Raw genomic sequence first — 24,614 nt, 5'->3', positions numbered from 1 at the left:
TGAAGCGCGCATCGCGGCCGCTCCGTTGCAATCGAAACAAAGATCCCGCGATTGGAAACATTCCCGTAGTGCGGTCTACGCACAGAAAGGTGGTGAATCGAACCAAAGGAATAGATATGAGCCGTCATTTTGGGCAACGCGCGGTTGTCATCGGAGCGGGGATTGGAGGATTGTCTGCCGCCGGTGCGCTTTCTTCCGCCTTCCAGGAAGTCGCCATTCTCGAACGCGATGTCCTGCCGGCTTCGATCATGTCCCGCGCCGGCGTTCCCCAAGATCGGCATCCGCATCTTCTTCTGGCCGGTGGGCTGCAGGCCCTCGACTCCCTTTTCCCGGGTTTCGCCCAGGATCTTGCCGCCGCCGGTGCAGTTCCCGTGAATGTCTTCAAGGACGTCCAGTACGAGCGGCCAGATGTCGGCGCGCTGCCAAGGCGCGACTGCGGGACGTCGCTGCTGTGTGGCTCGCGGCCGCTGATCGAGCATACGCTGCGCCGAAAGGTGACTGCGATCGCCAATGTCAAAGTGCAATCGCAGAGCCGCGTGACGGAGATTGTGCCGGCCGCAACCCGGCCGATGGTGAAATTCGAGAACGACGCAGGCGTTGGTGCGGCGATCGAGGCGGATCTCGTGGTGGACGCATCCGGCCGCGGCGCGCCGACGCTCGGCCTGCTCGATGTGCTTGGCTGGGAGCGGCTGCAGGAGACCGTCGTGGGCGTCGACATCAGCTACACCACCGCGGTTCTGCGGCCGGGGCGAACCTCGTTCGACTGGCAAAATCTGGTCACGTTGCCCGATCCCGCCGCGTCGGCGACAGCCGGCTTGATCATTCCTCTCGAAGGCGGGCGCTGGTTTACATCGATCTCCCACCACGGCGCGACGGATCGCCCAGGCACGTGGGAGGAGTATCTTGCGGCTGCTCGCCAATTGAAGACGCCGGCGGTCTACAACGCGGTCTACAAGCTTTTGCCACCCGGGGGTCTTCGGCATTTCGTGTTCGATGCGAGCCGCTGGCGGCATTTCGAACGGCTCAAGCGGCTGCCGCGCGGGATTCTCCCAGTGGCGGACTCGCTGTGCCGGTTCAATCCGGTCTACGGACAGGGCATGACGGTCGCCGCGCGGGAGGCAAAGCTGCTGCGCGACATCCTGGATCGCGTCGCCGGGGAGGTGGACCCGATCGAGGCCCTCCAGGCTGCGTTCATGTCCGAAGTGGGCGCGCTGCTTCAGGCGCCCTGGAACATGGGCGTGAGCGCCGACTTCGCCTATCCGACCACGCGCGGCGAGCGCCCGGAGCGGTACGAGGAGAGCCGGCAGTTCGAGGCTGCTCTATTCCGGGCTGTCGTGGCCGATCCGGTGGTCCAGAGGGCGTTCTCCGATGTCGTGCAGCTCATGGAGCCGTTCGACTTGCTGAGTGAGCCTGATATCCGCGGACGAATCGAGGCTCATTCGCTGGCACAGAATGCGTGACGCTCATGAAATGAAACGAGGACCCGAGGGGTCCTCGTTCTTTTGATCTGAGCAGGTCGCACGAAAGGCCAGGCGCGCTGTGCCGACCCTACGGATCCAGCTCCGTATCCCAGTAGAGATAATCCAGCCAGCTATCGTGCAGATAGTTCGGCGGGAACAGGCGGCCGTTGCGGTGGAGCTGGTGCACGGTCGGCGCGAACGCGCTCTGGCGCGGAAACATCTTTGCCTGCGCCGGCGTGAGATTGCCCTTGCGCAGATTACAGGGCGAGCATGCCGCGACCACGTTCTCCCAAGTGGTCTGGCCGCCTTTGCTGCGCGGAATGATGTGATCGAAGGTGAGGTCTTCCGGCGAGCCGCAATACTGGCAATTGAAACGATCGCGGAGGAAGACGTTGAACCGGGTGAAGGCGGGATGCGTGGTCGGCTTGACGAAGGATTTGAGCGAGACGACGCTCGGCAGCTGCATTTGCAGCGTGGGACTGTGAACCGCCTGATCGTAATGCGCGACGATGTTGACGCGGTCGAGGAACACCGCCTTGATCGCGTCCTGCCACGACCAGAGAGACAGCGGGTAGTAACTCAGCGGCCGGAAGTCCGCATTCAGCACCAACACCGGCCAACTGCCTTGCGAGACATGTGCGTTCAAGTAACGCTCCCGGCCTCCAATATACGCTGCGAAGCAGCATGTACTGACATACTACATGCAGCGTGACGGGATTGTGAAGCCCGTTGAGCGACTTATTCAGGTGCAAGCAATGCGGCGGCGGGGTGGCAAAGCGCTCAAAACCGCCGTGATTTGGGAGGCGAGGACGACGCCGGGGAGAGGCCGGTCGACCCGACAGCGCATCGCGGCCTCGCCCGCCCAGCTATTCCCGCACCCGCTCCAGCTTCTGCAAACACCGCGTCGCGCGCACCACGGCCGGCGTTTCCTGGTCTCCGAAGCTGGCCTTCCAGTTGGTGACGCCGACTTCGCCGACATAGATGTCGCCCCTGGAGTCCAGCGCGAGGCCGTGTGGTGCCAAAAACTTCCCGCTGGCAACGCCTGGCCCGTTCTCGCCGCCGAGCCGCGCGATGCGGTTGCCCTTGGCGTCCACGATCGACAGCCGCGGGCCGAGATTGGGCACGTTGCGGTTGATGTCGAGGCCGGGTCCGAGCTCGCCGATCACAAAGGTCGGACTCTTGGCTCCACCGCAGCAGCATAGCGCGCAGGGCCGGTGCAGGTTGTTCCACTGCGTCTCGTACTTGCCCTCGCCATCGAACACCTGCACGCGATGGTTCTCGCGGTCGGCGACATAGACAAAACCGTCTGCGTCGGTGGCGATGTTGTGCACGATGTTGAACTGGCCGGGATCGGTACCGGGCTCGCCCCAGCTCTTCATCAGTTTGCCGTCGGGCGTGAACTTGTGCACGCGCGCATTGCCGTAGCCGTCGGAAACGTAGATCTCGCCCTTCGGCGACAGCGCGGTGTGGGTGCAGCGATGGAACGGCTCGCCGCTCATGAACGGCGACGGCTTCTCGGGGATGCCGATCGTCAGCAGCACCTTGCCGTCGGTGGTGCATTTGCGCACGGTGTGGTCGCCGTCATCGGTGCAGTAGAGATTGTCGTCGGCATCGATGTGCAGGCCGTGCGCGCGGGAGAACAGGCCTTCACCCCAGCTCCGGAGGAAATTACCCTCGCGATCCAGCACCACCATCGGATGGGCCCCGCGGTTGAAGACGTAGACGCGGTCCTTGCTGTCGACGGCGACCGAGGCGACGTCGGTCAGCGTCCAGCCGTCGGGCAGCTTTGCGAAATTTTCGACGACGCGGTAGCGGTGCTCGCCGGTGCCGAGAATGGCAGGCATTTGTTTTCCTCTTCTTCGTTTCAGCGGCGCGATCGTCTCTACACTGTCGTTGCGAGCGCAGCGAAGCAATCCAGACTGTCTCCGCGGAAAGATCCTGGATTGCTTCGCTGCGCTCGCAATGACGAGGCTTAAGCGGCGCCCGCCTCACGCCCCAAAATCCCTTCCTCGATCGCCTTGATCTGGAGCGCGAGATATTTCGAGTTGATCCGGCACTGCGCGAGGCTGCCGGCGATGAACCAGAGGCCGGGCTGCCCGGTGCGCGCATACATGTTGCGCAGCTCGAACCCGTCGCCAAAGCCCCAGACCGGTCCGACGCGGTCGGCGACGCCGTCGCCGAACAGTTTTCGCACCAGATATTCCTGAGGCTTGTAGCCGGTGGACAGCACGATGAGATCGGCCGCGATCATCGAGCCGTCCTTCATCCGAGCGCCTTCGGCCGTGAAGCTCTCGATGTCTGCAAACTGCCTGAGCCCGATCGCGCCCTCGACGATCAGGTTGGAGCAACCGACGTTGAAATAATAGCCACCGCCGCGGGTGAGGTATTTGAACTGCCAACCGGTGCCGGCCTCGCCGAAGTCGAGCTTGAATCCGACTTTGCTCAGGCCATCGAGCAGCTCCTTGTCGAGCTCCTTCGACTGCTCGGTCAGCATCACATGGGTTTTCTTCGCGAGCGGCGTCGGCATCGAGGTCGCGATCAGGTCGTTGTCCTCGAGGGTGCCTTCGTTGTAGGTCGCATAGGCGAGCTGGGCCGACGGCTCGATATTGGTGACCAGCGTCGGCGACCGCTGCACCAGTGTCACCTCGGCGCCGCTGGAGCAGAGATCCTGTGCGATGTCGTGGCCGCTGTTGCCGGTGCCGATCACCGTGGCGCGCTTGCCGGTCCAGTTCTCGCCGTCCTCGTAGCGGCTCGAATGCAGCAGCGTGCCTTTGAAATTGGCGAGGGTCGGAATATCAGGCACATTCGCGATGCCGCTGACGCCGGTCGCCATCACCACATGGCGCGGCTGCATGGTGCGCTTGCTGCCGTCGGCGCGCCGCAGCGTGACGGTCCAGCAGCCCTTCGCGTCGTCGTAGGTGCCGCCCTCGAACTCGGTGCCGGTCCAGAAATCCAGCTCCATCGCGTCGACATAGGCTTCGAACCAGTTGGCGAGCTTGTCCTTCGGGATGTAGGTCGGCCAGTTCGGCGGGAACGGCATGTAGGGCATATGATTGACCTGCACCTGGTTATGCAGGGTCAGCGCGTGATAGCGCTTACGCCAATTGTCGCCGATCCGCGTCTCGCGATCGACGATCAGTGTGTCGATCTTCAATTGCTTCAGCCGTGCTGCAATCGCAAGGCCGGCCTGGCCGCCTCCGACCACCAGCACGGCAGGATCGCGATCGGCATAGTCGCGGGCTGCGTTACGCAGATCGAGCCAGTTCGGCCCGCGGAAATCGCGCGAATAGGCCTGTCCCCGCGGCCGCGACGTGCCGAGTTGCTCCTCGAACCCTTTGAGCTCATCGAGCGCGGTGAGCAGTGTCCACGCCTTCAGCCGGTCGCCATCGCCGGTATCGGGCACGAGCCGGACGATGCCGCTGCCGCGGCCGATCACGGTCTCGAAATTGAAGATGACCTCGATATTGCCGGTGCCAGCGCGAGTGACCCAGCGTGGCGCCGCGCGGTTGGGCGCGATCGTGAAGCTGGCTGGCTCCGCCCGTGGCGCGAGCGCCCTCAGCGCTTGGGCAATCCGGTCGTGGCCCGCAATCGTCTGCAAGGTCCAGCTCAGCGCCAGCACATCGCGCCAAAAACTGTCGGCAAGGAAGAGATGGTCGAGTGCGGCCGGATCAGGCTTGCCGAGCGTGCGCTCGAACTCATCGAGCCAGGCTTGCGCCGAGACGGATATATCTTTCGTCTTGTCCAGCATGCGCGACCTCGTGGCCGTCTTCGCGGCGTTTCCTCTGAGGTCGACGCTATACCGGTTCGACGGGCCTCGAAAGCGGTTTACCCGAGCAGAGAGAGCATGTGGCCCTGCTCCGGCGGAATACGCCCTTTCAGCGTATCGAGAAACACCTGCCGCACCGCCTCGGGGCCGCGGCCCTCGACCACGGTCAGGCTTCTCTCCAGCCGCGGCGCAAAGCCGGACCATGCCGCGCCAAAGCGCTGCTCGATGCCGCCCGGGCCCCATTCCCTGGCGCGCTTGCGGATCTGGTCGGGCGCGAAGAACCAGCGCGGCTTTGCACCGGGCAGCTCGCCTTCGTCGGGCTCGGTGGCGCGATGCGTCAATCCGACGCGTACGGAGCATTTCATCCGGTCGCCGAAGTGCTGATGCAATCCGGCGCGCAGCGCGCTGTTGCCGGCCATGTCAACGAAGGCGACCGGCGCATCCGATGGCAACGACGCAATGCCGTCATAGGTGACGACCTCGTCATAGCAACCGAGCGACGAGACAAAGTCGACATTGCCGGCGGACGTCAGCCCGATCACGTTGCGGCCGCGGGTGTGCAGCAGATGGGCGAGGCCGAACGCGGTCTTGCTCGAGGCGCTCGAGAGCAGCACGGTGCGTGCGCCGAAGTCGTCGTTCTCGGCCAGAAAGTCGTCGACCAGGAACGACAGCATGAACAGCGGCCGCAGCAGCGCCTGGTAATCGCCCTTCCGGCCGGCGTAAGCGGGATCGCCGCTGACGCGTGCATAGGCATTGTAGACCGGCGCCACGCCCTGCCGGTGTGCGGCACCGTCGCGAAGGCCGCGCTTGCTCACGTCGGTCGCCTCGATGACGAGATGCGTCGCCATCGGGAAATAGCCGAACAGGCGCTCGGCCACGGCAACGTTCGGATGCCTTGAGGCGACCACCTCGCCAAAGCCCCATACCGGAATGTTGCCAAAACCGTTCGGCGCGGGAAAGAGCTGCCAGTATTTCAACTCGTCGCCCATCACCGCATAGGTGATGTTGTTGGCGGTGAAGGCGAAGCGGTCGACCTTCACGAGCAGGGCGTCAGGCGGCAGCGCATCCGCGCCGGGAAGCTCGGTCGTGACCACCTTGCACTGGTCGAGGTTATCTTTCGCAACGACGAAGTCGATCGATGTCATGGCTTTGATCCCGGCTTTGTCCGTGCCGGCATTTGATGGTTCACCCATGATCCTTTTGCAACAGCAACATAGTTTAAAACGCCGTTCGCAGCCGTTCGTTACGCGCCGGCGCCTGCGTGGCCCGCCCAATAGGGTTCCCGCAGCTTGCGTTTGAAGATCTTTCCCGTCGCCTCGCGCGGCAGCGCGTCGCGGAATTCGACGTCCTTCGGCACCTTGAAATTGGCGAGCCGCTCGCGCAGGAACGACTGAACGGCGGCGGACGAGAGCGCTGCGCCCGGCTCCGGCTCGACATAGGCGCAGAGCCGCTCGCCAAATTCCGCGTCGGGAATGCCGAACACCGCGCAATCGCGCACGCCGGGCATTCCGATCAGCGCGTTCTCGATCTCGGCGGGGTAGATGTTGACTCCGCCGGAGATCACCATGTCGCGCTTGCGGTCGCACAGGAACAGATAGCCGTCCTCGTCGAGATAGCCGACGTCGCCGACGCTGACGAGACCGTCGCGGCCGGCCTCGGCGCGCGCCTCGGCCTTGCCGTGATAGTCGAAATCCGGCACCGCCATCTGGCGCATGTAGATCTCGCCGACCTCGCCGGCGCCGCAGAGGCTGCCGTCCTCGCGGAAGATTTTGACGATGCCGCCTTCGATAACGCGGCCGACCGTACCCGGCCTCTTCAGCGCCTCCTCGGCCGAATGCCACACCGGAATGCCGGTCTCGGTCGAGCCGAAATATTCGTTGATGACCATTCCCCACCAATCGATCATGGCGCGCTTGATGTCGGGCGGGCAGGGCGCCGCACCGTGCACGACGAAGCGCAGCGAGGAGAGGTCGTAGCGCTGCTTGATCGCGTCGGGCAGCCGGAGCAGCCGAACGAACATGGTTGGCACCATGTGGATATGCGTGACACGGTGGCGCTCGATCAGCGCCAGCAGCTCCTCGGCATCGAACCGCGCCTGAAGGACGATGGTGCAGCCGCTGCGGAACGCCAGCATGCCGTAGGAATGCGGCGCCGAGTGATACATCGGCCCGTTGATCAGCACGACCTGATTGTCGCTCGGCCTGATGCCATAGGCGATCGCACCCATCCGTTCGGAGGCGGCTGCCTGTTCGGGCTGCATCGGCCTGCGCCGCACGCCCTTCGGCATGCCCGTCGTCCCTGAGGTGTAGATCATCGCTGCGGCCCGGCGGGGCGGCTCCTGCATTTCCGGATGGTCCTCGCGCCAGCGATCCCAATCGGTCAGTCCGGCCGGAACGTTTGTCAGCTCGGCCGGAATTGCGAAGGTCGCCGCGAGTTCGGGCGGTGTTGCTACGACGAGAAGGTCGACGTCGGCTGGCAGGCCGGAACGGATTTGCGGCAGCAGATCGGCATGGCAGACTAGGATCTTTGCGCCGCTGTCGGTCAGGATGTAGCGCACCTCGTCGGCCTTGAGATGCCAGTTGATCGGCACCACCGGGCTGCCGAGCGCGGCGGAAGCCGCGACCACCTCGAACAGCGCAAAATCGTTGCGCAGCATCATGGCGACCGGAGCACCCTCGGCGAGGCCGAGCCCGCGAAGTCCGCTCGCGGCCCGCCTGATGCGGGCCTGGATCTCGTTATAGCCGATCCGGCGCTCGCCGCTGATGATCATGGGACGTCCTCTACCGGTCATCGAGAATGCCGCCGAACGGCACCCAGCTCTTGCCGTTGAAGCGGCGGAGCTGAAGCTGCTGGAACGGCAGATAGTCGTCCGGACCGGTCGACACGCTCATTCCGGGCAGCAGCAGCGGCAGCTTCACCTCTTTCAACGACGCGGCCTGCTTCAAGATGTTGTCGCGGCTGACATCGTCCTTGCAGGCGCTCAGCACCGTCATCAGCAGCGTGGCATAGTGATAGCCCGCCGCATAGTTGGAGTTCGAGAGATCCGCGGTCGGCATGTATTGCTTCATGAACGCGAAATAGGACTTCACGCCGGGATCGTCGGCCCATTGCGGGTCCATCGTGTCCTTCTGGTTGCTCGACGAGATCAGTCCGACCGCATTGTCCAGCCCCGCCGGCTCCAGGAACGAGATCGAGGAGGCCGAGGTGGGCACGAAGAACAGCTCCGGCTTCCAGCCGATCTCGGCTACGCCCTTGACCATCTGCGAGGTGAACTTGCCGAGCACGACGCCAAACAGCACGTTGGCGCCTGACGCTTTCAGCGTCGAGAGCTGCGAGCTGATCGTCGGCGCGCTGGTCTCGTAGCTCGCTTCCGCGATGATCATGCTTGCGGCCTTGGGCCCGAGTGCGCGCTTGAAGCCCGCGACATAGTCGCGGCCGAAATCGTCGTTCTGGGACAGGATCGCGATCTTTGCGTCGGGCTTGGACTGCAAGATGTACTTGGCATAGACGACGCCCTCGGATTCGTAGGCCGCCATGCCCGGCATCGTCCAGGGATTCTTCTGCGGATCGGCCCATTTGGTGGCGCCCGAGAGCACGAACAGCTGCGGCACCTTCTTGGCGTTGAGGTAACGCTGCACGGCGCTGTTGGTGGCGGTGCCGAGCGAGCCGAACATCATCAGCACCTCGTCCTGCTCCACCAGCTTGCGGGTCTGCTCGACCGTCTTCGGCGGCGAGTAGGCGTCGTCCAGCGTGATGAACTTGACCTTGCGGCCGTTGATGCCGCCTTCCGCGTTGACCTTCTCGAAGAACGCCTCCTGCGTCCGTCCGATCGCGCCGAAGCCGGATGCCGGACCGCTATAGGGTAGGGTCTGCCCGATCCGGATCTCGTCCGCACCGGCGCTGCCGGCGGCAAGCGTCAGCAACGACAGGCCTGTCAGCGCGGCTGTCAGCTTCATGGTGTCCTCCCGTTTGTCTTGTCAGTCCAATTTTCTTGTCGGACCAAGCCGTCAGGCGCTGGCGCGCATCAGGAAATCCTGCCGGGCCTGATCGAATTCGTCCTTCATCCGGTCGACCAGCTCGGCGACCGGCGGCGCATCCAGGATCTGGCCGATGCCCTGGCCCGATCCCCAGATGTCGCGCCACGCCTTGGATTTCATGTTGCCGCCGGAGCCGAAATTCATCTTCGTCTTGTCGGCAACCGGGAGATTGTCCGGATCGAGCCCGGCGGCGGCGATCGAGGGGCCGAGATAGTTGCCGTGCACGCCGGTGAACAGGTTGGTGTAGACGATGTCGTGCGCGGCGTGCTGCGTCAGCGCGGACTTGTAGGCTTCGTCGGCATTGGCTTCCTTCGTCGCGATGAAGCGCGTGCCCATGTAGGCAAGGTCGGCGCCCAGTGTCAGCGCGGAGGCGATGCCAAAACCGTCGCTGATTGCGCCCGACAGCAGGATCGCGCCGTCAAACCATTGCTTGACCTCGCGCACCAGCGCGAACGGCGAGAGCGTGCCGGCATGGCCGCCGGCGCCGGCGCACACCAGGATCAGGCCGTCGACGCCTTGCTCCGCGGCCTTGCGCGCATGCTTGACGTTGATGACGTCGTGGAACACCAGCCCGCCATAGGAGTGCGCGGCCTCGACGATCTCGGCGGGCGGCCGCAGCGAAGTGATGATGATGGGCGCCCTGTGCTTCACACAGGTTTCCATGTCCTTCATCAGCCGGTCGTTGGAGGCGTGGCAGATCTGGTTGACCGCGTAGGGCGCGACCTTCCTGCCGGGATTGCGCGATTTGTATTCGCCGAGCTCGTCCTCGATGCGGCTCAGCCACTCGTCGAGCTTTTCCACCGGACGGGCGTTGAGCGCGGGGAATGAGCCGACGACGCCGGCCTTGCATTGGGCGATCACCAGCTCCGGCCCGGAGACGATGAACAGGGGCGAGCCGACCACGGGCAGCTCCAGATTGTTCTTGAGCAGAGCGGGCAGTGCCATCCGATCCTCCTGACGACGCGCATCAAGGGCCTCCCGGCCGATGGTTGAGCGCTTCCATGTCGATTGTCGCGCGGGCGGGTCTCCGCCGCCGGCGTGTTTGACGCCACTATAGGGTTGGACGGCGCGCAGGGGATCGTTCAATATTGAACAAGCCTATCATCAGATTTGTACGGAGCCGGCAGTGGATTGGGATCTCTGCAAGACCTTCGTCGCGGTCGCCGACACCGGCAGCTTCACCGCTGCGGCAAAGCGTCTGCACGCCAGCCATCCGACCGTCAGCCGCAAGATCGCGGCGCTGGAGGCACAGCTCGGCACCAAGCTGCTGGCGCGTGCCGCGGACGGATTCGTGCTCACCGCCGATGGACGTACGCTGCGAGAGCACGCGGAGGCGATGGCCGTTGCCGCGCTCCGGGCCGAAGCCGCCGTTGGCGCCGGAGGGCGCAAGGCACGTGGCACGGTCAAGCTGTCGATCGGCGCGACGCTGGCCTCGCACTGGCTGATGCCGCGGCTGCGCTCGTTTCTCGGCGCGCATGACCACATCCGGCTCGAGATCATCACCCATCCGTTTCCGGCCAGCGTGCGGCGGCGGGAGGCCGACGTCGTGCTGCGCCCGGTCGACAGCGGCGAGGAAAACCTGGTCGGCCGCAAGATCGGCCGTCTCGGCACCGGCTTCTATGCCTCGCGCGACTATGCCGCGGGCCGGTCCATGCCGGAGCGGAGCGGCGAGTGGAAGGGGCACAGCGTCATCGGCTTTGCCGATCAGGATTCGAACGCGCAGCTGGCGCGCTGGAGCGATGCGATCACGCGCCAGGGAACCATGGTGATGCGCTGCTCGTCGCAGGGTGACATGCTGGCGGCGGTGCGTGCCGGAATCGGAATCTCCGCGCTGTCCTGCTTCGTCGCGGAGAGCTATCCGGACCTCGTGCGCGTCGCGCCGCAGAAACTCGTCAGCGTCGCCGATCTCTGGCTGCTCGCCCATCCCGATCTGGTCGAGTTGTCCGCGGTGCGGGCCGTCATCGACTTCGTGGCCGAATGCGCCCGCGCCGATCGCGAGCGGCTGCGGGGCTAGCGCTGCTTGCCGATGACACCTTCGCGCTTCTTGATCACGCGATAATAGCTCCACCACAGATGCGCGGCTGCTCCGCGCAGCGGCCGCCATGGTTCGGCGAGCGGCGCCATCTGCTTTTCCGTCGGCCGCGCCTTGAGCCCCAGGCCAACTTTGATCCCCTCCTGCACGGCGATGTCGCCGGCCGGCCAGGCATCGCCGTGCCCGAGGCAGAACAGCAGATAGACGTCGGCCGTCCATGGCCCGATGCCGGGCAGCGCGATCAGCGTATGGTGCGCGGCCTCAGCGTCTTCCTCGGCAAGCACATCGAGGTTCAGCCGCTGCGCATTGATCTCGCGCGCGAGATGTTTCAGCGTCTTGATCTTGGCGGCGGACAGGCCGAGCCGTCCCAGCCGGTCGGTGCGGGCGCGGCTCACGGCCTCATGGTCGAACGGATCGAAGGCGGCCGACAGCCGTCCCCAGATCGCCGCGGCGCTCGCGGTCGAAAGCTGCTGCCCGCAGACGATGTGGGCGAGCCCCGTAAATCCCGGCTCACGCCGCCGCAAGGCGGGCATGCCGGCGATCTCCAAGACGGGCTTGAGGCGCGGGTCGCGCTTGATCAGCGCGTGGACGGCCTCTTCGAGGTCGGACTGGGTTTCGAGGTGGATGGTCATGACAATTCGGCAAACTCTCTCCGGCGTCATGGCCGGGCTTGACCCGGCCATCCACGCCTCACCACACGGCATATCTAGCACGAGTGACCGTGTTCGTACTGTCCGCGACTTGACACGATCGGCGTGTGGCAACGAAGAACGTGGATGGCCGGGACATAGGCGAGCGGAAGCGACGCCGTCCCTTCGGACGGCTATGCCCGGCCATGACGAGATCTGTTGTATGGCGCCACCCGTTTTCCGATTTGCCCCCAGCCCGAATGGCCTCTTGCATCTCGGCCACGCCTATTCGGCGCTGCTCAATTTCGACCGCGCGCGCGAGACCGGCGGGCGGCTGTTGCTGCGGATCGAGGACATCGACGCGACCCGCTGCCGGCCGGAATATGAGACGGCGATCTACGACGACCTTGCCTGGCTCGGCATTGCCTGGGAGATACCGGTGCGGCGGCAGTCGGAGCATCTCGCGGGTTATCGCGCCGCGCTCGAAAAACTCTCCGCGCTTGGTCTCGTCTATCCCGCGTTCGAAAGCCGCGCGGAGATCGCCAGGCTCGTGGCCGCGCGCGAGGCCGCCGGGCCATGGCCTCGCGATCCCGATGGCGCACCGCTTTATCCGGGTGACGCCAGATCGCTGTCGGCCGGCGAGCGCGACCGGCTCATTGCATCTGGCGTGCCTTACGCGCTGCGGCTCGACATGGCGGCCGCCTGCCGGCGCGTTGCCGGTCTGACCTGGAACGAGCTTGGCGAGGGGCCCGATGGCGAGCGCGGCATCGTCGCGGCGCGACCGGAGGCCTGGGGCGACGTCATCCTGGCCCGCAAGGAGACACCGACCAGCTACCATTTGTCCGTCGTCGTCGACGACGCGCTTCAGGGCATCAGCGAGGTCGTGCGGGGGCAGGACCTGTTTCACGCCACCTCGGTTCACCGCCTGCTCCAGGTCCTGCTCGATCTGCCGGAACCCGCCTATCGCCACCACGCCCTGATTCTGGACGAGGCGGGCCGGAAGTTGTCGAAATCGGACCGCTCGACCGGCCTGCGCGAGCTGCGCGCTGCCGGCGCCCCGCCCGCCGGCATCCGCCGGTTGGTGGGATTAGGTTAAGTTTCTCTGGGGGTTAGCAAAACGCCGCCGTGACTCCGGGGGTTCCGCCGTGCGATGCTTGCTTGAGAGCCTGGGGATCGAAGGGGACCCTTCGAAGGGATTCATGGCGGCGAAAACGCGCTCAGCGCGCACCACGCGAACGTCCAGGCGACCGCCTCGGAAGCGGTCCGGGGCCACCGGCCGGTTGCGCAAGCGCAGCGCCAAGGCCGTCGCGCCGGACGTGGTTCAGGCCGCGCTCGCCGCCTTCGCCCATGAGGTCCGTACCCCCCTGACCGGCATTCTCGCGATCAGCGACCTGCTCGCCACTTCCGATCTCGGCGAGCGCGAGCGGCGCTGGGCCGACACCATCAAGGCCGGTGCCGAGCATCTGGCGAGCCTTGCCACCCTGTTCGTCGATGCCGCCAGGACCGGCAAGGGTGGAAGTGCCTTGCGGCAGGATTTGTTCGATCTGCGCGCGCTCGCCCGCAGCGCCGGCGATTCGCTCGCCGGGCGCGCGGCGGCCAAGGGCCTCCAGGCCCAGGTCGATATCTCCGAGAAGCTGCCGGGGCTGGTGGTCGGCGATTCCGTGCGCCTGCGCGCCGCGCTCGAAAACCTGATCGACAATGCCGTCAAGTTCACCGAGCAGGGAGGTGTCGCGCTCGCGGTCGCGCCTTGGCGTCCCGCCAAGGTCAAGGCCAGAGACAAGGCGAAGGGCAAGGTCGGCGTCGCCTTCGCGGTGTCCGACAGCGGCATCGGCCTGACCATGGCCGAGATCAAGCGGCTGTTCCGCCCCTTCACCCAGGCCAATGTCACCATCGCCTCGCGCTTCGGCGGCGCCGGCTTGGGCCTTTCCTCGGTCAAGCAACTGGCGCGCGCGATGGGCGGCGACATTACGGTCGCACCGCGGCGCGGCGGCGGCGCCACCTTCACATTGACCATGTCGCTCGACGCGACGGAATCGCGCAAATCCCGCAAGTCGAAGGGCGAAGCCGAGGCGGATGCAATGGCCGCGCTGCGCGTGCTCAGCGTCGAGGACAACCCGTTCGGCCGCGTCGTGCTCAACACCATCCTCACCGAGCTCGGCCACCATGCCGAGTTCATCGGGCGCGGCGAGGACGCGGTGAACCGGCTCGCGCAGGGCGCCTTCGATGCGGTGCTGATGGACATGGTGCTGCCTGGCATCGACGGCGTCGAGGCCATCAGGCGGATCCGGACCATGCCGCCGCCGCTGGCTCAGATCCCCATCATCGGCGTGTCCGGCCGCGGCGAGGACGAGGTGGCCTCGCGCGAGGCCGGCGCCGACGCCTTCCTGGTCAAGCCTGTGTCTCCGCGCGCTTTAGCGACTGCGCTGCTTGAAGCGAAACGCCGTGAGGAAGCCGCGACTTGATGATCGCGGCGTTGAGCTCGCCGCCGTAGACGAAGATCGCGGCGATGAAATACAGGAACACCAGCGCGATGATCACCGAGGCGAGCCCCGCATACATCGTCACGTAGTTGTTGGCGAAGCGCGCCAGATATTGGCCGAACACGATGCCCGAGATCAGCGACGCCACGATGGTGAAGACGATGCCGGGTAGGATCTGGAGAAAGGTGCGCCGTCCCGCCGGCAGCCAGGCATGCAGGATGATCAGCGCCACCACCAGCGCACCCACGGTGATGCCGTAGCGCAGCCAGGTGAGGATGCTCTCGTTGGACTCGACGAAAAGCGGGATATGGCGCCGCGCCGCCTCGATGAAGAGCGGTCCGAGCACGATCAGGAACGCCATGGCGAGCGCGGTGAAGGCCGCGACCAGCGTGTAGCCGATCGATTCAAGGCGCAGCCAGTACCAGCGCCGCATCTCCACCACCGCATAGGCGCGGTTCAGTGCGACGCGGAGCGCCTCGACGCCGTTGGAGGCGAAATATACCGACAGCGCTGCGCCGATCGTCAGCACGCCGGTGCGGGTCGTGGTCAGCACGTCATGGACTTCCCCCGAGATCGAATCGGCGACCTGCTTCGGCCAGACCTGAAGCATTAGGCTTGCGGCCTGATCGGCAAGTTCCTTGGAGCCGAAGAAGCCGGCGAGCGAAGTCAGCACGATCAGGAACGGGAACAGCGCCATCAGGGTCGACAGCGCGATATGGCTCGCGATCGCCCAGCCGTCGTCGGCGAGGAAGGTGTAGAAGGCGTCCTCCACGACGACGTAGATGTAGCGGATGGCCTTCACAGCTTGCTCCGGATTCGCCTCTCCCCGCCTGCGGGGAGAGGCTGGAATGCGCGCGCAGCGCGGATTCCGGGTGAGGGGGAGTCTCCGCGAATCCCTCTATCACCGTCCCCGTGGAGAGCCCCCATTACCTGCCGCGCGTTCCGGACGGTGCTTCGCATCGCTCGGCGCGCGTTGGCCCCTCTCCGCTTGCGGGGAGAGGCGAAGAAGACAGGCGACGAGCGCAAATCGGAAATCATCCAGCTAGCTTCTGATATTATTGGCTTAAAAGCCAGATCGGGAACGCCATGGCGGACCAGCGCACACGGTGTTATCTACCCCGAATGGCATCTCTCCTGAGTACCTTCATTCTGCCGGTAGCGGCCGGCGCCGTGGCGGTGGTGCTGCTGCTCGGTCTCGTCAACATGATGCGCGGCGGCTCGCCCAACACCTCGCAGAAGCTGATGCGCTGGCGCGTGCTGCTTCAGTTCGTGGCGATCGTCATTGCCATGCTCGCGGTCTGGGCGATGGGGCGGTAAAAATGGTCACGCTGAATCGCATCTATACGAAGACCGGTGACGACGGCACGACGGCGCTCGGAACGGGCGAGCGCCGTCCGAAATACGATCTGCGCATCGAAGCCTATGGCACCGTGGACGAGACCAATGCCGCGATCGGCGTCGTCAGGCTCCACACCCATGACATGGGCGAGTTCGACGCGATGCTCGGCCGCATCCAGAACGATTTGTTCGACCTCGGCGCGGATCTCGCGGTGCCCGAGCGTGAAGGCAAGGCCGAGCGGCTGCGGGTGGTGGCAAGCCAGGTCGAGCGGCTCGAGCGCGACATCGACGCGCTCAACGACAAGCTGGCGCCGCTCACCTCCTTCGTGCTGCCGGGTGGCACGCCGGCCGCCGCCTACCTCCATGTCGCGCGCACGATATGCCGCAGGGCGGAACGGGTGATGGTGGAACTGGCAGCCCAGCCCAATGAGCCGGTTGGTAGCGCTGGCATCCAGTATATGAACCGTCTGTCGGACTTTCTGTTCGTCGCCAGCCGCGCCGCTAACCACAATGGCGCCGGCGACGTGCTCTGGGTTCCGGGCCAGAACCGCTGACCCATTGAGGTCGATATTTCTAAGGTCTAAAATTTGGCCCTGTCGCGCGTTGACCGGGCCGGATCAGGCCTTTAGGTTCCGCGCCAGTTGATAACCCCCCTCCCAAATTGAGTGAAAGAGGATCGATGAAGGTCTTGGTGCCGGTAAAGCGGGTGGTTGATTACAACGTCAAGGTCCGCGTCAAGGGCGATGGATCGGGCGTTGAACTCGCCAACGTGAAGATGTCGATGAACCCGTTCGACGAAATCGCGGTCGAGGAAGCGTTGCGCCTGAAGGAAGGCGGCAAGGCCACCGAGGTCGTCGTGGTTTCCATTGGACCGGCGCAGGCCTCGGAGACGATCCGCACCGGTCTCGCCATGGGCGCCGACCGCGGCATCCTGGTGAAGGTCGAGGGCACCGTCGAGCCGCTCGCGGTCGCGAAGATTCTGAAGAAGATCGCCGACGAAGAGCAGCCCGGCCTGATCATCCTCGGCAAGCAGGCGATCGATGACGACAGCAACCAGACCGGTCAGATGCTGGCCGCGCTGCTCGGCTGGTCGCAGGCGACGTTTGCTTCGAAGCTCGAAGTCGAAGGTTCTGACTTCAAGGTCACCCGCGAAGTCGACGGCGGTCTGCAGACCGTCAAGCTGAAGGGACCGGCGATCGTCACCACCGATCTCCGTCTCAACGAGCCGCGCTATGCCTCGCTGCCCAACATCATGAAGGCCAAGAAGAAGCCGATCGCGGAGAAGACCGTCGCCGATTACGGCGTCGACGTCGCCGCGCGTCTCGAGGTTCTCAAGACGACGGAGCCGGCGGGCCGCAAGGCGGGCGTCAAGGTCAAGGACGTCGCCGAGCTGGTGTCGAAACTCAAGAACGAAGCCGGGGTGCTCTGATGACGACGCTTCTGATTGCCGAACACGACAATGCGTCGCTGAAGGACGCGACCAACAAGGCCCTGACCGCGGCTGCCGCGCTCGGCGCGGATGTCGACGTGCTGGTGGCCGGCCAGAACGCTAAGGCTGCGGCGGATGCCGCCGCCAAGCTTGCCGGCGTGAAGAAGGTGCTGCTTGCTGAGGGCGAGACTTACGCCCACGATCTCGCTGAGCCGCTGGCCGCGCTGATCGTCTCGCTGGCTTCCGGCTATGACGCGATCGTCGCCCCCGCGACCTCGCGCTTCAAGAACGTGATGCCGCGTGTCGCAGCCCTGCTCGACGTCATGCAGGTCTCCGAGATCACCAAGGTGGTCGCCCCCGACACCTATGAGCGCCCGATCTATGCCGGCAACGCCATCCAGACGGTGAAGTCGAAGGACGCCAAGAAGGTCATCACGGTGCGCACCTCGACCTTTGCGGCGGCGGGTGAAGGCGGCAGCGCCGCCGTCGAGAACGTCGCTGCGGCGGCCGATCCGGGCCTGTCGTCCTTCGTCGGCGAGGAAGTCGCCAAGAGCGACCGCCCCGAGCTGACCTCGGCCAAGATCATCGTCTCCGGTGGCCGTGCCATGCAGAGCCGCGAGAACTTCGCCAAGTACATCGAGCCGCTCGCCGACAAGCTTGGCGCCGGCGTCGGTGCCTCGCGCGCGGCGGTGGATGCCGGCTATGCGCCGAACGACTGGCAGGTCGGCCAGACCGGCAAGGTCGTGGCCCCCGAGCTCTATGTCGCAGTGGGCATTTCCGGCGCGATCCAGCATCTGGCCGGCATGAAGGACTCCAAGGTGATCGTCGCGATCAACAAGGACGAGGACGCGCCGATCTTCCAGGTCGCCGATTACGGCCTGGTCGCCGACCTCTACCAGGCGGTTCCTGAGCTCACCGACGCGCTCGCCAAGCTCGGCAAGTAAAAACGCGCTAAAAACACCGGCCGGATGGTACACTCCGGCCGGTTTTTCTTTTTCGAGGCGTTTTCTTTGGCGTGGGGCACGCCGGGGAAGCGATCCAATCTAGGTTTCGAGCCAGGATTCTGATCTAATCGAGTTTCTGATTAAATCGGACCTCCCGGCTCGGGGGATGAGGCAGGCGCGATCTGCGCGCCGTTCCGGTGGATGACATTATGGCGGCAGTGATCAAGAAGGTCGGCGTGATCGGCGCGGGTCAGATGGGCAATGGCATCGCGCATGTCGCGGCGCTGGCCGGTTTCGACGTGGTGCTCAACGACGTCTCGGCCGACCGGCTCAAGTCTGGCATGGCCACCATCAACGGCAATCTGGCGCGCCAGGTCTCCAAGAAGGCCGTCAGCGAGGACGACAAGACCAAGGCGATGGCGCGCATCAAGCTCGCCGAGAAGCTCGACGACCTCGCCGATTGCGACCTCGTGATCGAGACCGCGGTCGAGAAGGAAGAGGTCAAGCGCAAGATCTTCCACGAGCTCTGCGCGGTGCTGAAGCCGGAGGCGATCGTCGCCTCCGATACCTCCTCGATCTCGATCACGCGGCTTGCCGCGGCCACCGACCGGCCCGAGCGCTTCATCGGCATTCACTTCATGAATCCGGTGCCGCTGATGGAGCTGGTCGAGCTGATTCGCGGCATCGCCACCGACGACCAGACCTTCGAGGCGTCCAAGGAATTCGTCGGCAAGCTCGGCAAGCAGGTCGCGGTCTCCGAGGATTTCCCGGCCTTCATCGTCAACCGCATCCTGCTGCCGATGATCAACGAGGCGATCTACACGCTGTATGAAGGCGTCGGCAATGTCGAGGCCATCGACGCAGCGATGAAGCTTGGCGCGCATCATCCGATGGGCCCACTCGAGCTCGCCGATTTCATCGGCCTCGATACCTGCCTGTCGATCATGCAGGTGCTGCACGAGGGCCTCGCCGACTCCAAGTATCGTCCGTGCCCGCTGCTGGTGAAATACGTCGAGGCCGGCTGGCTCGGTCGCAAGACCCAGCGCGGCTTCTACGACTACCGCGGCGCCAAGCCGGTTCCGACGCGCTGATCCAGTTTCCGGTGACGTAGGGTGGGCAAAGGCGCAAAGCGCCATGCCCACCATCTCTCCAATGATGCGGTGGAAATTGGTGGGCACGCTTCCGCCTTCGCTCTTCGAGCTACGGCGGACAAGCCGCTTTGCCCACCCTACGGCGCTCTCGCCCTCCGGCCGCGCATCCGCACCGTGACAATTCATGTCGCGTTAACCGCTCGCCCCTAGGCTGCGCCCGGTAAGAGGGTTTGCGTAATGGACATGATGGCGATGGTCAGCACCATGCTGGCCGCTCAGCAAGGCGCGCTGCAGTCGAATATTGCGGCGACGCTGATGAAGCAGAATGCGGACGCGGAGAAGTCCACCGTCCTGACGCTGCTCGGCGCCGGCCAGCCCTCGCTCGCCAATGTCGGCGCCGGCGTCGGCAGCAACCTCAACGTCACCGCTTAAGACACACCTCCTAGAGCGACGCGGCGACCTTGCCCGTCGCAGCCCGGATCAGCTTGAGCGCGTCCTCGCTCGCCCATTCCGCCGGCCCCGCGATCGTCGCGATCTCGCAGCCCTGCGGGTCGACCAGCACCGAGGTCGGCATGCCCAGGGCCCGGCCTATGGCTTTAAGATCCTGGAAAACCTTGGCTTTCTGGTCGCTAAAATAGCCGAGCCGGGTCAGATTGGCCTCTTTCAGGAACGTCTTGGGCTTCTCGGCGTCGCGGGTGTCGATGTTGATCGCCACTACCTCGAAATTCGGGCCCGAAAGTTTGCCCTGGAGCTCGTCCAGCGCCGGCATTTCCTTGCGGCAGGGCACGCACCAGGTGGCCCAGAGGTTGACCAGCAGCGTCTTGCCGCGGAAATCGGACAGCTTCTTCGGCTTGCCGTCGGCGTCCTCGAAGGCCAGGTCGGGCAGTTTTAGCGGCGCGCTCGCCACGGTCAGGGCGGCCAATTCGCCATGGGCGAGGGGGGCGATTTTTTGCGCCGTTGCCACCGCGGCCCGGCAGGCCGGATCGCCTGAGGGCGCCCGGTTCAGGCCCAGCCCGTACAGCGCGGCAAAGCCGGCCAGCCCCCCGATCGCCACGGTGGCGATGACGAGGGGGATCCGGCGCGTGGCGGAGGGCGTCTTGTCGAGCATATCGTTTGTCATCCGGTCGCAGATATGGCTATCAGGGGCCTCTTAATACGGCTGGCTCCGGCCAGCAAACGTGCGGCAGCAGCGGCAAGCAAGGCGTGAGCAGGGGATCATGAGCAACAAGATGTGGGGCGGCCGGTTCTCGGAGCGTCCCGATGAGATCATGGAAGAGATCAACGTCTCCATCGACGTCGATCGTCACCTCTTCGCCCAGGACATTGCCGCATCCAAGGCGCACGCCGCGATGCTTGCCGCGCAGGGCATCATCACGGGCTCTGATGCGAAAAATATCGGCAAGGGTCTAGACACGATTTTGTCAGAGATCGGCAAGGGCGGCTTCACATTCAAGCGCGCCCTCGAAGATATCCATATGAACGTCGAGAGCCGCCTGTCCGAGCTGATCGGCCCCGCCGCCGGCCGGCTGCACACCGCGCGCTCGCGCAACGACCAGGTTGCGACCGATTTCCGTCTCTATGTCCGCGACATCATCGACGAGACCGATGCGGCGCTCGCCGCGTTCCAGGCCGCGCTCGTCAATCGCGCGCTCGAACATGCCGCGACCGTGATGCCTGGCTTCACGCATCTCCAGACCGCGCAGCCCGTGACCTTCGGCCATCATCTGCTCGCCTATGTCGAGATGGCGGCGCGCGACCGCGGCCGTTTCCAGGACGCCCGCAAGCGGCTCAATGAATCGCCGCTCGGCGCCGCCGCGCTCGCCGGCACCTCGTTCCCGATCGATCGCCACGCCACCGCGAAGGCGCTCGGTTTCGACCGCCCGATGGCGAACTCGCTCGATGCGGTTTCCGATCGCGACTTCGTGCTGGAGACGCTGTCGGCGGCCTCGATCTGCGCTGTGCACATGTCGCGCTTTGCCGAGGAGATCGTGATCTGGACCTCGCCGCTGGTCGGTCTCATCCGCCTCAGCGACAAGTTCACCACGGGATCCTCGATCATGCCGCAGAAGCGCAACCCGGATGCCGCCGAGCTCGTGCGCGCCAAGACCGGCCGCGTCATCGGTGCGCTCAATGGCCTCCTGATCGTGATGAAGGGCCTGCCGCTCGCCTATCAAAAGGATATGCAGGAGGACAAGCAGGGGGCGATGGAGGGCTTTGCTGCCCTGTCGCTCGCGATCCGCGCCATGACCGGCATGGTCCGCGATCTCGCGCCCGACGAAGCGAAGATGAAGGCGGCGGCGGGCGAGGGCTATGCCACCGCGACCGACCTTGCCGACTGGCTGGTGCGGACGCTGAAGATGCCGTTCCGCGACGCCCACCACGTCACCGGCCGTATCGTGGCGAAAGCCGCCGAGGGCGGCGTGGCGCTGCACGAGCTGCCGCTGAAGGAGATGCAGGCGATCGAGCCAAAAATCACCAAGGACGTGCTCGGCGTGCTCTCGGTCGAATCGTCGGTGAAGAGCCGGACCAGCTTCGGCGGCACCGCGCCGAAGAACGTGGCGTCGCAGGCCAAGGCCTGGGCGAAGCGGCTGGAAAAAGAGCGAAAATTGGGCTGAGGGCAAAATTTCGCTTATGTTTCATGGTCATCCGGCTCTCGCCAGAGCGCGCCAATCTCTGTATGGTGCGGCCCGCGTAGTGGGGATTTCGTCGTGACGTCAAAGTTTCGCCCGGCCGGCTCGGGGTGGGCCATCATTGTCTTGAGCCTGACGGCGCTCGCGCTTGCCGGCTGCGGCCGCAAGGGCCCGCTGGATCTGCCGCCGACCGCCTCCAGTGCATCCACGGCCAATGTCGCGCCTTCAACCGACACCGAGACCGAAGCCCAGAGGACGCCGAGCGTGTTCAATCCCACCTACGGTGCGGACGCGGCGCCGGCGGCCGCCAAGGGCAAGAAGAAATCGTTTATCCTCGACCCGCTCCTGGACGAACCTCCCGGCAAGAAATGAGCCGGGATAGCTGAGCCGACGCCATGAACCATTTTGACTATCGCAACGGCGTGCTGCACGCCGAGGCCGTGAACCTGTCCGAGCTGGCCGCAACCGTCGGTACGCCGTTCTATTGCTATTCGACCGCGACGCTCGAGCGGCACTACCGCGTCTTCGCCGACGCCTTCGCCGGCGAGAAGGTGCTGGTCTGCTACGCCATGAAGGCGAATTCCAACCAGTCGGTGCTGCGCACGCTGGCCAAGCTCGGGGCCGGCGCCGACGTGGTCTCCGGCGGCGAATTGAAGCGCGCGCTGGCCGCCGGCATTCCCGCCAGCAAGATCCTGTTCTCCGGCGTCGGCAAGACCGAGGCCGAATTACGTGCCGCGCTGGCCGCCGACATCCTCTGCCTCAACGTCGAATCCGAGCCGGAGCTCGAGCTGTTGTCGCGGCTTGCGACCGAGATGGGCAAGACCGCGCGCATCTCCGTGCGCGTCAATCCCGACGTCGATGCCGGCACGCACGCCAAGATCTCGACCGGCAAGTCCGAGAACAAGTTCGGCATTCCGATCGCCTATGCCCGCGAGGTCTATGCGCGCGCTGCAAAACTTCCGGGCATCGAGGTCACCGGCACCGACGTGCATATCGGCAGCCAGATCACCGATCTCTCCAAGATGGAGTCCGCGTTCCGCATCCTCTCCGAATTCGTGCAGACCCTGCGCAGCGACGGTCACAACATCAGCCACGTCGATTTCGGCGGCGGCCTCGGCATTCCCTATTACATGGACCGCGAGGCGCCGCCGGCGCCCGACGCCTATGCCGCCATGGTCAAGCGCGTCAGCCACAATCTCGGCTGCACGCTGATGTTCGAGCCGGGCCGCATGATCGTCGGCAATGCCGGCATCCTGGTCGCCAAGGTGATCTATGTGAAGCACGGCGACGGCAAGAATTTCGTCATCATCGACGCCGCCATGAACGATTTGATCCGCCCGACGCTGTACGAGGCGCATCACGACATTCTGCCGGTGACGCAGCCGGCCGCGGGCGCCGCCACGATCATGGCCGACGTCGTCGGCCCCGTCTGCGAGACCGGCGACTATCTCGCACTGGATCGCACGCTGCCGACGCCGAAGCCTGGCGATCTCATCGCCATCATGACCGCCGGCGCCTATGGCGCGGTGCAGGCCGGCACCTACAACACGCGGCCGCTGGTGCCCGAGGTGCTGGTAAAGGGCGATCAATACGCCGTCGTGCGCCCGCGCATCGAGGTCGAGCAGCTGATCGCGATGGACACGCCGGCGCCGTGGTTGTGAGGGATTGAGGGGCGGCAAAGCGCTTCAACAATTTCGCTGTCGTCCCCGCGTACGCGGGGACCCCTAACCACAGGGTGTAGTTGTTGGCTGAGCTGTAACTCCGAGTCCCCGTAACCACGTCCGCCTGTGGTTATGGGTCCCGGGCTCGCGCTTCGCGCGCCCCGGGACGACGAGCTGAGTGCGTGGCGCTACTTCCCGGCCAATCCGCCCTTCGCTCCGCCAACCACAACTCCCGCCTTCTTCTCGATCGGCTTGATCGCCGCCGTGAAATCGGACTCGGCGCCTTCCGCGCTGATCACGGTCTCCCACAATCGGCCGACGGCATCGGCGACTTCCATCGACAGGCCGAGCTGCTTCATCTCCTCCAGCGCCAGCCGCACGTCCTTCACCATTAGCCCCGTGGCGAAGCCGAAGTCGAACGTCCGCGGCAGCACCGAGCGCGGAAACTTGTCGCGGCTCGCGGTGTTCATGCCGGAGCCGGCGTTGATGACGTCGATCATCACCGCGGGATCGAGCCCCGCCTTGACGCCCATCACCACCGCTTCCGAGGTCGCCACGATCGCGGTCGCCGACAGGAAATTGTTGGCGAGCTTCATGGTCTGCGCCGCGCCCGGCTTCTCGCCGATGAAGAACACTTTTCCGATCACGTCGAGCGCGGGCTTGAGCAGCTCGAACTCGGCTTTGGGCCCCGAGACCATCACCGCCAGCGTGCCCTTCTCGGCGCCGCCGACGCCGCCGGAGACTGGGCAGTCGATCTGCACGATGTCGCGTTTTGCCAGCAGGCCGTGGATCTTCGCCGCCATCGTCGAGCCGACGGTGGAGAGATCGATGAAGCGCTTGGCGCGGCTCCCTTCGATCACGCCGTTAGCCCCTGTGGCGACCTCGAGCGAGGCCTGCAGCGAGGGCAGGCTCGCCATGACCGTCTCGACCTGATCGGCGACGTCCTTCGGCGAGGTTGCAGCGGTGGCGCCGCGCGCCACGAGCTTGTCGACGGCCTCCTTGCGCGTGTCGAACACGACGAGCTTGTGTCCCGCCTCGACCAGCCGCCGCGCTATCGGGAAACCCATGTTTCCGAGGCCGATGAATCCGATGTGCATGGTGTTTCCTTTGTTTGTTG

24 protein-coding genes are annotated in these 24,614 nt (G+C 65.2%); 13 read left to right on the top strand and 11 right to left on the bottom strand.

All coding sequences use genetic code 11. The features are described from left to right. Positions 1-170: 170 nt before the first annotated feature. Positions 171-1,460 (top strand): hypothetical protein, encoded by a 1,290-nt coding sequence (locus QJT78_RS15970; RefSeq protein ID WP_049807520.1) that lies wholly within the window; start codon positions 171-173, stop codon positions 1,458-1,460. Between the two features lie 88 nt (positions 1,461-1,548). Here the strand turns inward: QJT78_RS15970 and QJT78_RS15965 are convergent, their stop codons facing one another. The 7 genes from QJT78_RS15965 to QJT78_RS15935 all read right to left on the bottom strand — a co-directional run bounded on the left by QJT78_RS15965 (position 1,549) and on the right by QJT78_RS15935 (position 10,208). Further along, positions 1,549-2,106, bottom strand: coding sequence for an HNH endonuclease (locus QJT78_RS15965; protein WP_014491631.1), 558 nt, complete (start codon positions 2,104-2,106; stop codon positions 1,549-1,551). Positions 2,107-2,326: 220 nt separating this feature from the next. Further along, entirely contained in the window at positions 2,327-3,304 is a 978-nt protein-coding gene (locus QJT78_RS15960; RefSeq protein ID WP_038975525.1) for a peptidyl-alpha-hydroxyglycine alpha-amidating lyase family protein, read from the bottom strand. 128 nt (positions 3,305-3,432) lie between these two features. Further along, positions 3,433-5,208, bottom strand: a complete 1,776-nt coding sequence (locus tag QJT78_RS15955; RefSeq protein WP_038942673.1) for an NAD(P)/FAD-dependent oxidoreductase — start codon at positions 5,206-5,208, stop codon at positions 3,433-3,435. Between the two features lie 77 nt (positions 5,209-5,285). Then, on the bottom strand, positions 5,286-6,371 hold the full coding sequence (locus QJT78_RS15950) for a DUF2855 family protein (protein WP_028147315.1): 1,086 nt from the start codon (positions 6,369-6,371) through the stop codon (positions 5,286-5,288). A gap of 98 nt (positions 6,372-6,469) precedes the next feature. Further along, a complete protein-coding gene (locus tag QJT78_RS15945; protein WP_038942672.1) occupies positions 6,470-7,996 on the bottom strand; it encodes an acyl-CoA synthetase in 1,527 nt (508 codons plus the stop codon). A 10-nt stretch (positions 7,997-8,006) separates the two neighbouring features. Next, the gene (locus QJT78_RS15940; RefSeq protein WP_028147313.1) at positions 8,007-9,182 is read right to left on the bottom strand and encodes an ABC transporter substrate-binding protein; all 1,176 of its coding nucleotides are present in this window, start codon (positions 9,180-9,182) and stop codon (positions 8,007-8,009) included. A gap of 51 nt (positions 9,183-9,233) precedes the next feature. Continuing rightward, entirely contained in the window at positions 9,234-10,208 is a 975-nt protein-coding gene (locus QJT78_RS15935) for a nitronate monooxygenase family protein (RefSeq protein ID WP_028147312.1), read from the bottom strand. A gap of 181 nt (positions 10,209-10,389) precedes the next feature. On the opposite strand from QJT78_RS15935, the gene QJT78_RS15930 reads away from it, so the two are divergent. Beyond that, the gene (locus QJT78_RS15930; RefSeq protein WP_028147311.1) at positions 10,390-11,277 is read left to right on the top strand and encodes a LysR family transcriptional regulator; all 888 of its coding nucleotides are present in this window, start codon (positions 10,390-10,392) and stop codon (positions 11,275-11,277) included. On the opposite strand, the gene QJT78_RS15925 is transcribed toward QJT78_RS15930, so the two are convergent. Further along, on the bottom strand, positions 11,274-11,927 hold the full coding sequence (locus QJT78_RS15925; protein ID WP_028147310.1) for a DNA-3-methyladenine glycosylase: 654 nt from the start codon (positions 11,925-11,927) through the stop codon (positions 11,274-11,276). The two genes, QJT78_RS15930 and QJT78_RS15925, sit on opposite strands and share 4 nt — an antisense overlap. Positions 11,928-12,147: 220 nt before the next feature. Here QJT78_RS15925 and gluQRS point away from each other — a divergent pair, with 220 nt between their 5' ends. Then, the gene (gluQRS, locus tag QJT78_RS15920; RefSeq protein ID WP_028147309.1) at positions 12,148-13,020 is read left to right on the top strand and encodes a tRNA glutamyl-Q(34) synthetase GluQRS; all 873 of its coding nucleotides are present in this window, start codon (positions 12,148-12,150) and stop codon (positions 13,018-13,020) included. A 103-nt stretch (positions 13,021-13,123) separates the two neighbouring features. Further along, positions 13,124-14,386 (top strand): ATP-binding protein, encoded by a 1,263-nt coding sequence (locus tag QJT78_RS15915; protein WP_028147308.1) that lies wholly within the window; start codon positions 13,124-13,126, stop codon positions 14,384-14,386. Here QJT78_RS15915 and QJT78_RS15910 read toward each other — a convergent pair. Next, on the bottom strand, positions 14,313-15,206 hold the full coding sequence (locus tag QJT78_RS15910) for a YihY/virulence factor BrkB family protein (protein WP_028147307.1): 894 nt from the start codon (positions 15,204-15,206) through the stop codon (positions 14,313-14,315). The genes QJT78_RS15915 and QJT78_RS15910 overlap by 74 nt on opposite strands. A gap of 320 nt (positions 15,207-15,526) precedes the next feature. Here QJT78_RS15910 and QJT78_RS15905 point away from each other — a divergent pair, with 320 nt between their 5' ends. The 6 genes from QJT78_RS15905 (at position 15,527) to QJT78_RS15880 (ending at position 19,638) form a co-directional block, all read left to right on the top strand. After that, a complete protein-coding gene (locus QJT78_RS15905; RefSeq protein ID WP_028147306.1) occupies positions 15,527-15,721 on the top strand; it encodes a twin transmembrane helix small protein in 195 nt (64 codons plus the stop codon). A gap of 2 nt (positions 15,722-15,723) precedes the next feature. Further along, on the top strand, positions 15,724-16,296 hold the full coding sequence (locus QJT78_RS15900; RefSeq protein WP_028147305.1) for a cob(I)yrinic acid a,c-diamide adenosyltransferase: 573 nt from the start codon (positions 15,724-15,726) through the stop codon (positions 16,294-16,296). A gap of 125 nt (positions 16,297-16,421) precedes the next feature. Further along, positions 16,422-17,171: an electron transfer flavoprotein subunit beta/FixA family protein gene (locus tag QJT78_RS15895; protein WP_038942669.1), complete on the top strand. Its 750-nt coding sequence runs from the start codon at positions 16,422-16,424 to the stop codon at positions 17,169-17,171. Then, complete coding sequence (locus QJT78_RS15890; RefSeq protein WP_028147303.1) at positions 17,171-18,115, top strand: FAD-binding protein; 945 nt, start codon at positions 17,171-17,173, stop codon at positions 18,113-18,115. Before QJT78_RS15895 ends, QJT78_RS15890 begins: the two co-directional genes overlap by 1 nt. 209 nt (positions 18,116-18,324) lie before the next feature. Next, entirely contained in the window at positions 18,325-19,206 is an 882-nt protein-coding gene (locus QJT78_RS15885) for a 3-hydroxybutyryl-CoA dehydrogenase (protein ID WP_014491647.1), read from the top strand. Positions 19,207-19,443: 237 nt separating this feature from the next. Further along, a complete protein-coding gene (locus QJT78_RS15880) occupies positions 19,444-19,638 on the top strand; it encodes a hypothetical protein (protein WP_028147302.1) in 195 nt (64 codons plus the stop codon). 10 nt (positions 19,639-19,648) lie between these two features. Here QJT78_RS15880 and QJT78_RS15875 read toward each other — a convergent pair whose 3' ends face one another. After that, the gene (locus QJT78_RS15875) at positions 19,649-20,314 is read right to left on the bottom strand and encodes a TlpA disulfide reductase family protein (RefSeq protein WP_028147301.1); all 666 of its coding nucleotides are present in this window, start codon (positions 20,312-20,314) and stop codon (positions 19,649-19,651) included. A 109-nt stretch (positions 20,315-20,423) separates the two neighbouring features. Between QJT78_RS15875 and argH the strand changes: the two genes are divergently transcribed. From argH to lysA, 3 genes are all read left to right on the top strand, one after another. Beyond that, complete coding sequence (argH, locus tag QJT78_RS15870) at positions 20,424-21,821, top strand: argininosuccinate lyase (protein WP_028147300.1); 1,398 nt, start codon at positions 20,424-20,426, stop codon at positions 21,819-21,821. A gap of 93 nt (positions 21,822-21,914) precedes the next feature. Next, positions 21,915-22,208: a lipoprotein gene (locus tag QJT78_RS15865; RefSeq protein WP_028147299.1), complete on the top strand. Its 294-nt coding sequence runs from the start codon at positions 21,915-21,917 to the stop codon at positions 22,206-22,208. 23 nt (positions 22,209-22,231) lie between these two features. Beyond that, on the top strand, positions 22,232-23,497 hold the full coding sequence (lysA, locus tag QJT78_RS15860; protein WP_028147298.1) for a diaminopimelate decarboxylase: 1,266 nt from the start codon (positions 22,232-22,234) through the stop codon (positions 23,495-23,497). 188 nt (positions 23,498-23,685) lie between these two features. On the opposite strand, the gene QJT78_RS15855 is transcribed toward lysA, so the two are convergent. Continuing rightward, the gene (locus QJT78_RS15855) at positions 23,686-24,594 is read right to left on the bottom strand and encodes an NAD(P)-dependent oxidoreductase (protein ID WP_038942668.1); all 909 of its coding nucleotides are present in this window, start codon (positions 24,592-24,594) and stop codon (positions 23,686-23,688) included. Between the last annotated feature and the right edge of the window lie 20 nt (positions 24,595-24,614).

Source organism: Bradyrhizobium sp. Mp27, from assembly GCF_029953005.1.
GTDB classification, from domain to species: domain Bacteria; phylum Pseudomonadota; class Alphaproteobacteria; order Rhizobiales; family Xanthobacteraceae; genus Bradyrhizobium; species Bradyrhizobium barranii.
The sequence above is the reverse complement of the archived record's forward strand: the minus strand, read 5'-3'. Positions and strand labels throughout refer to the sequence as shown.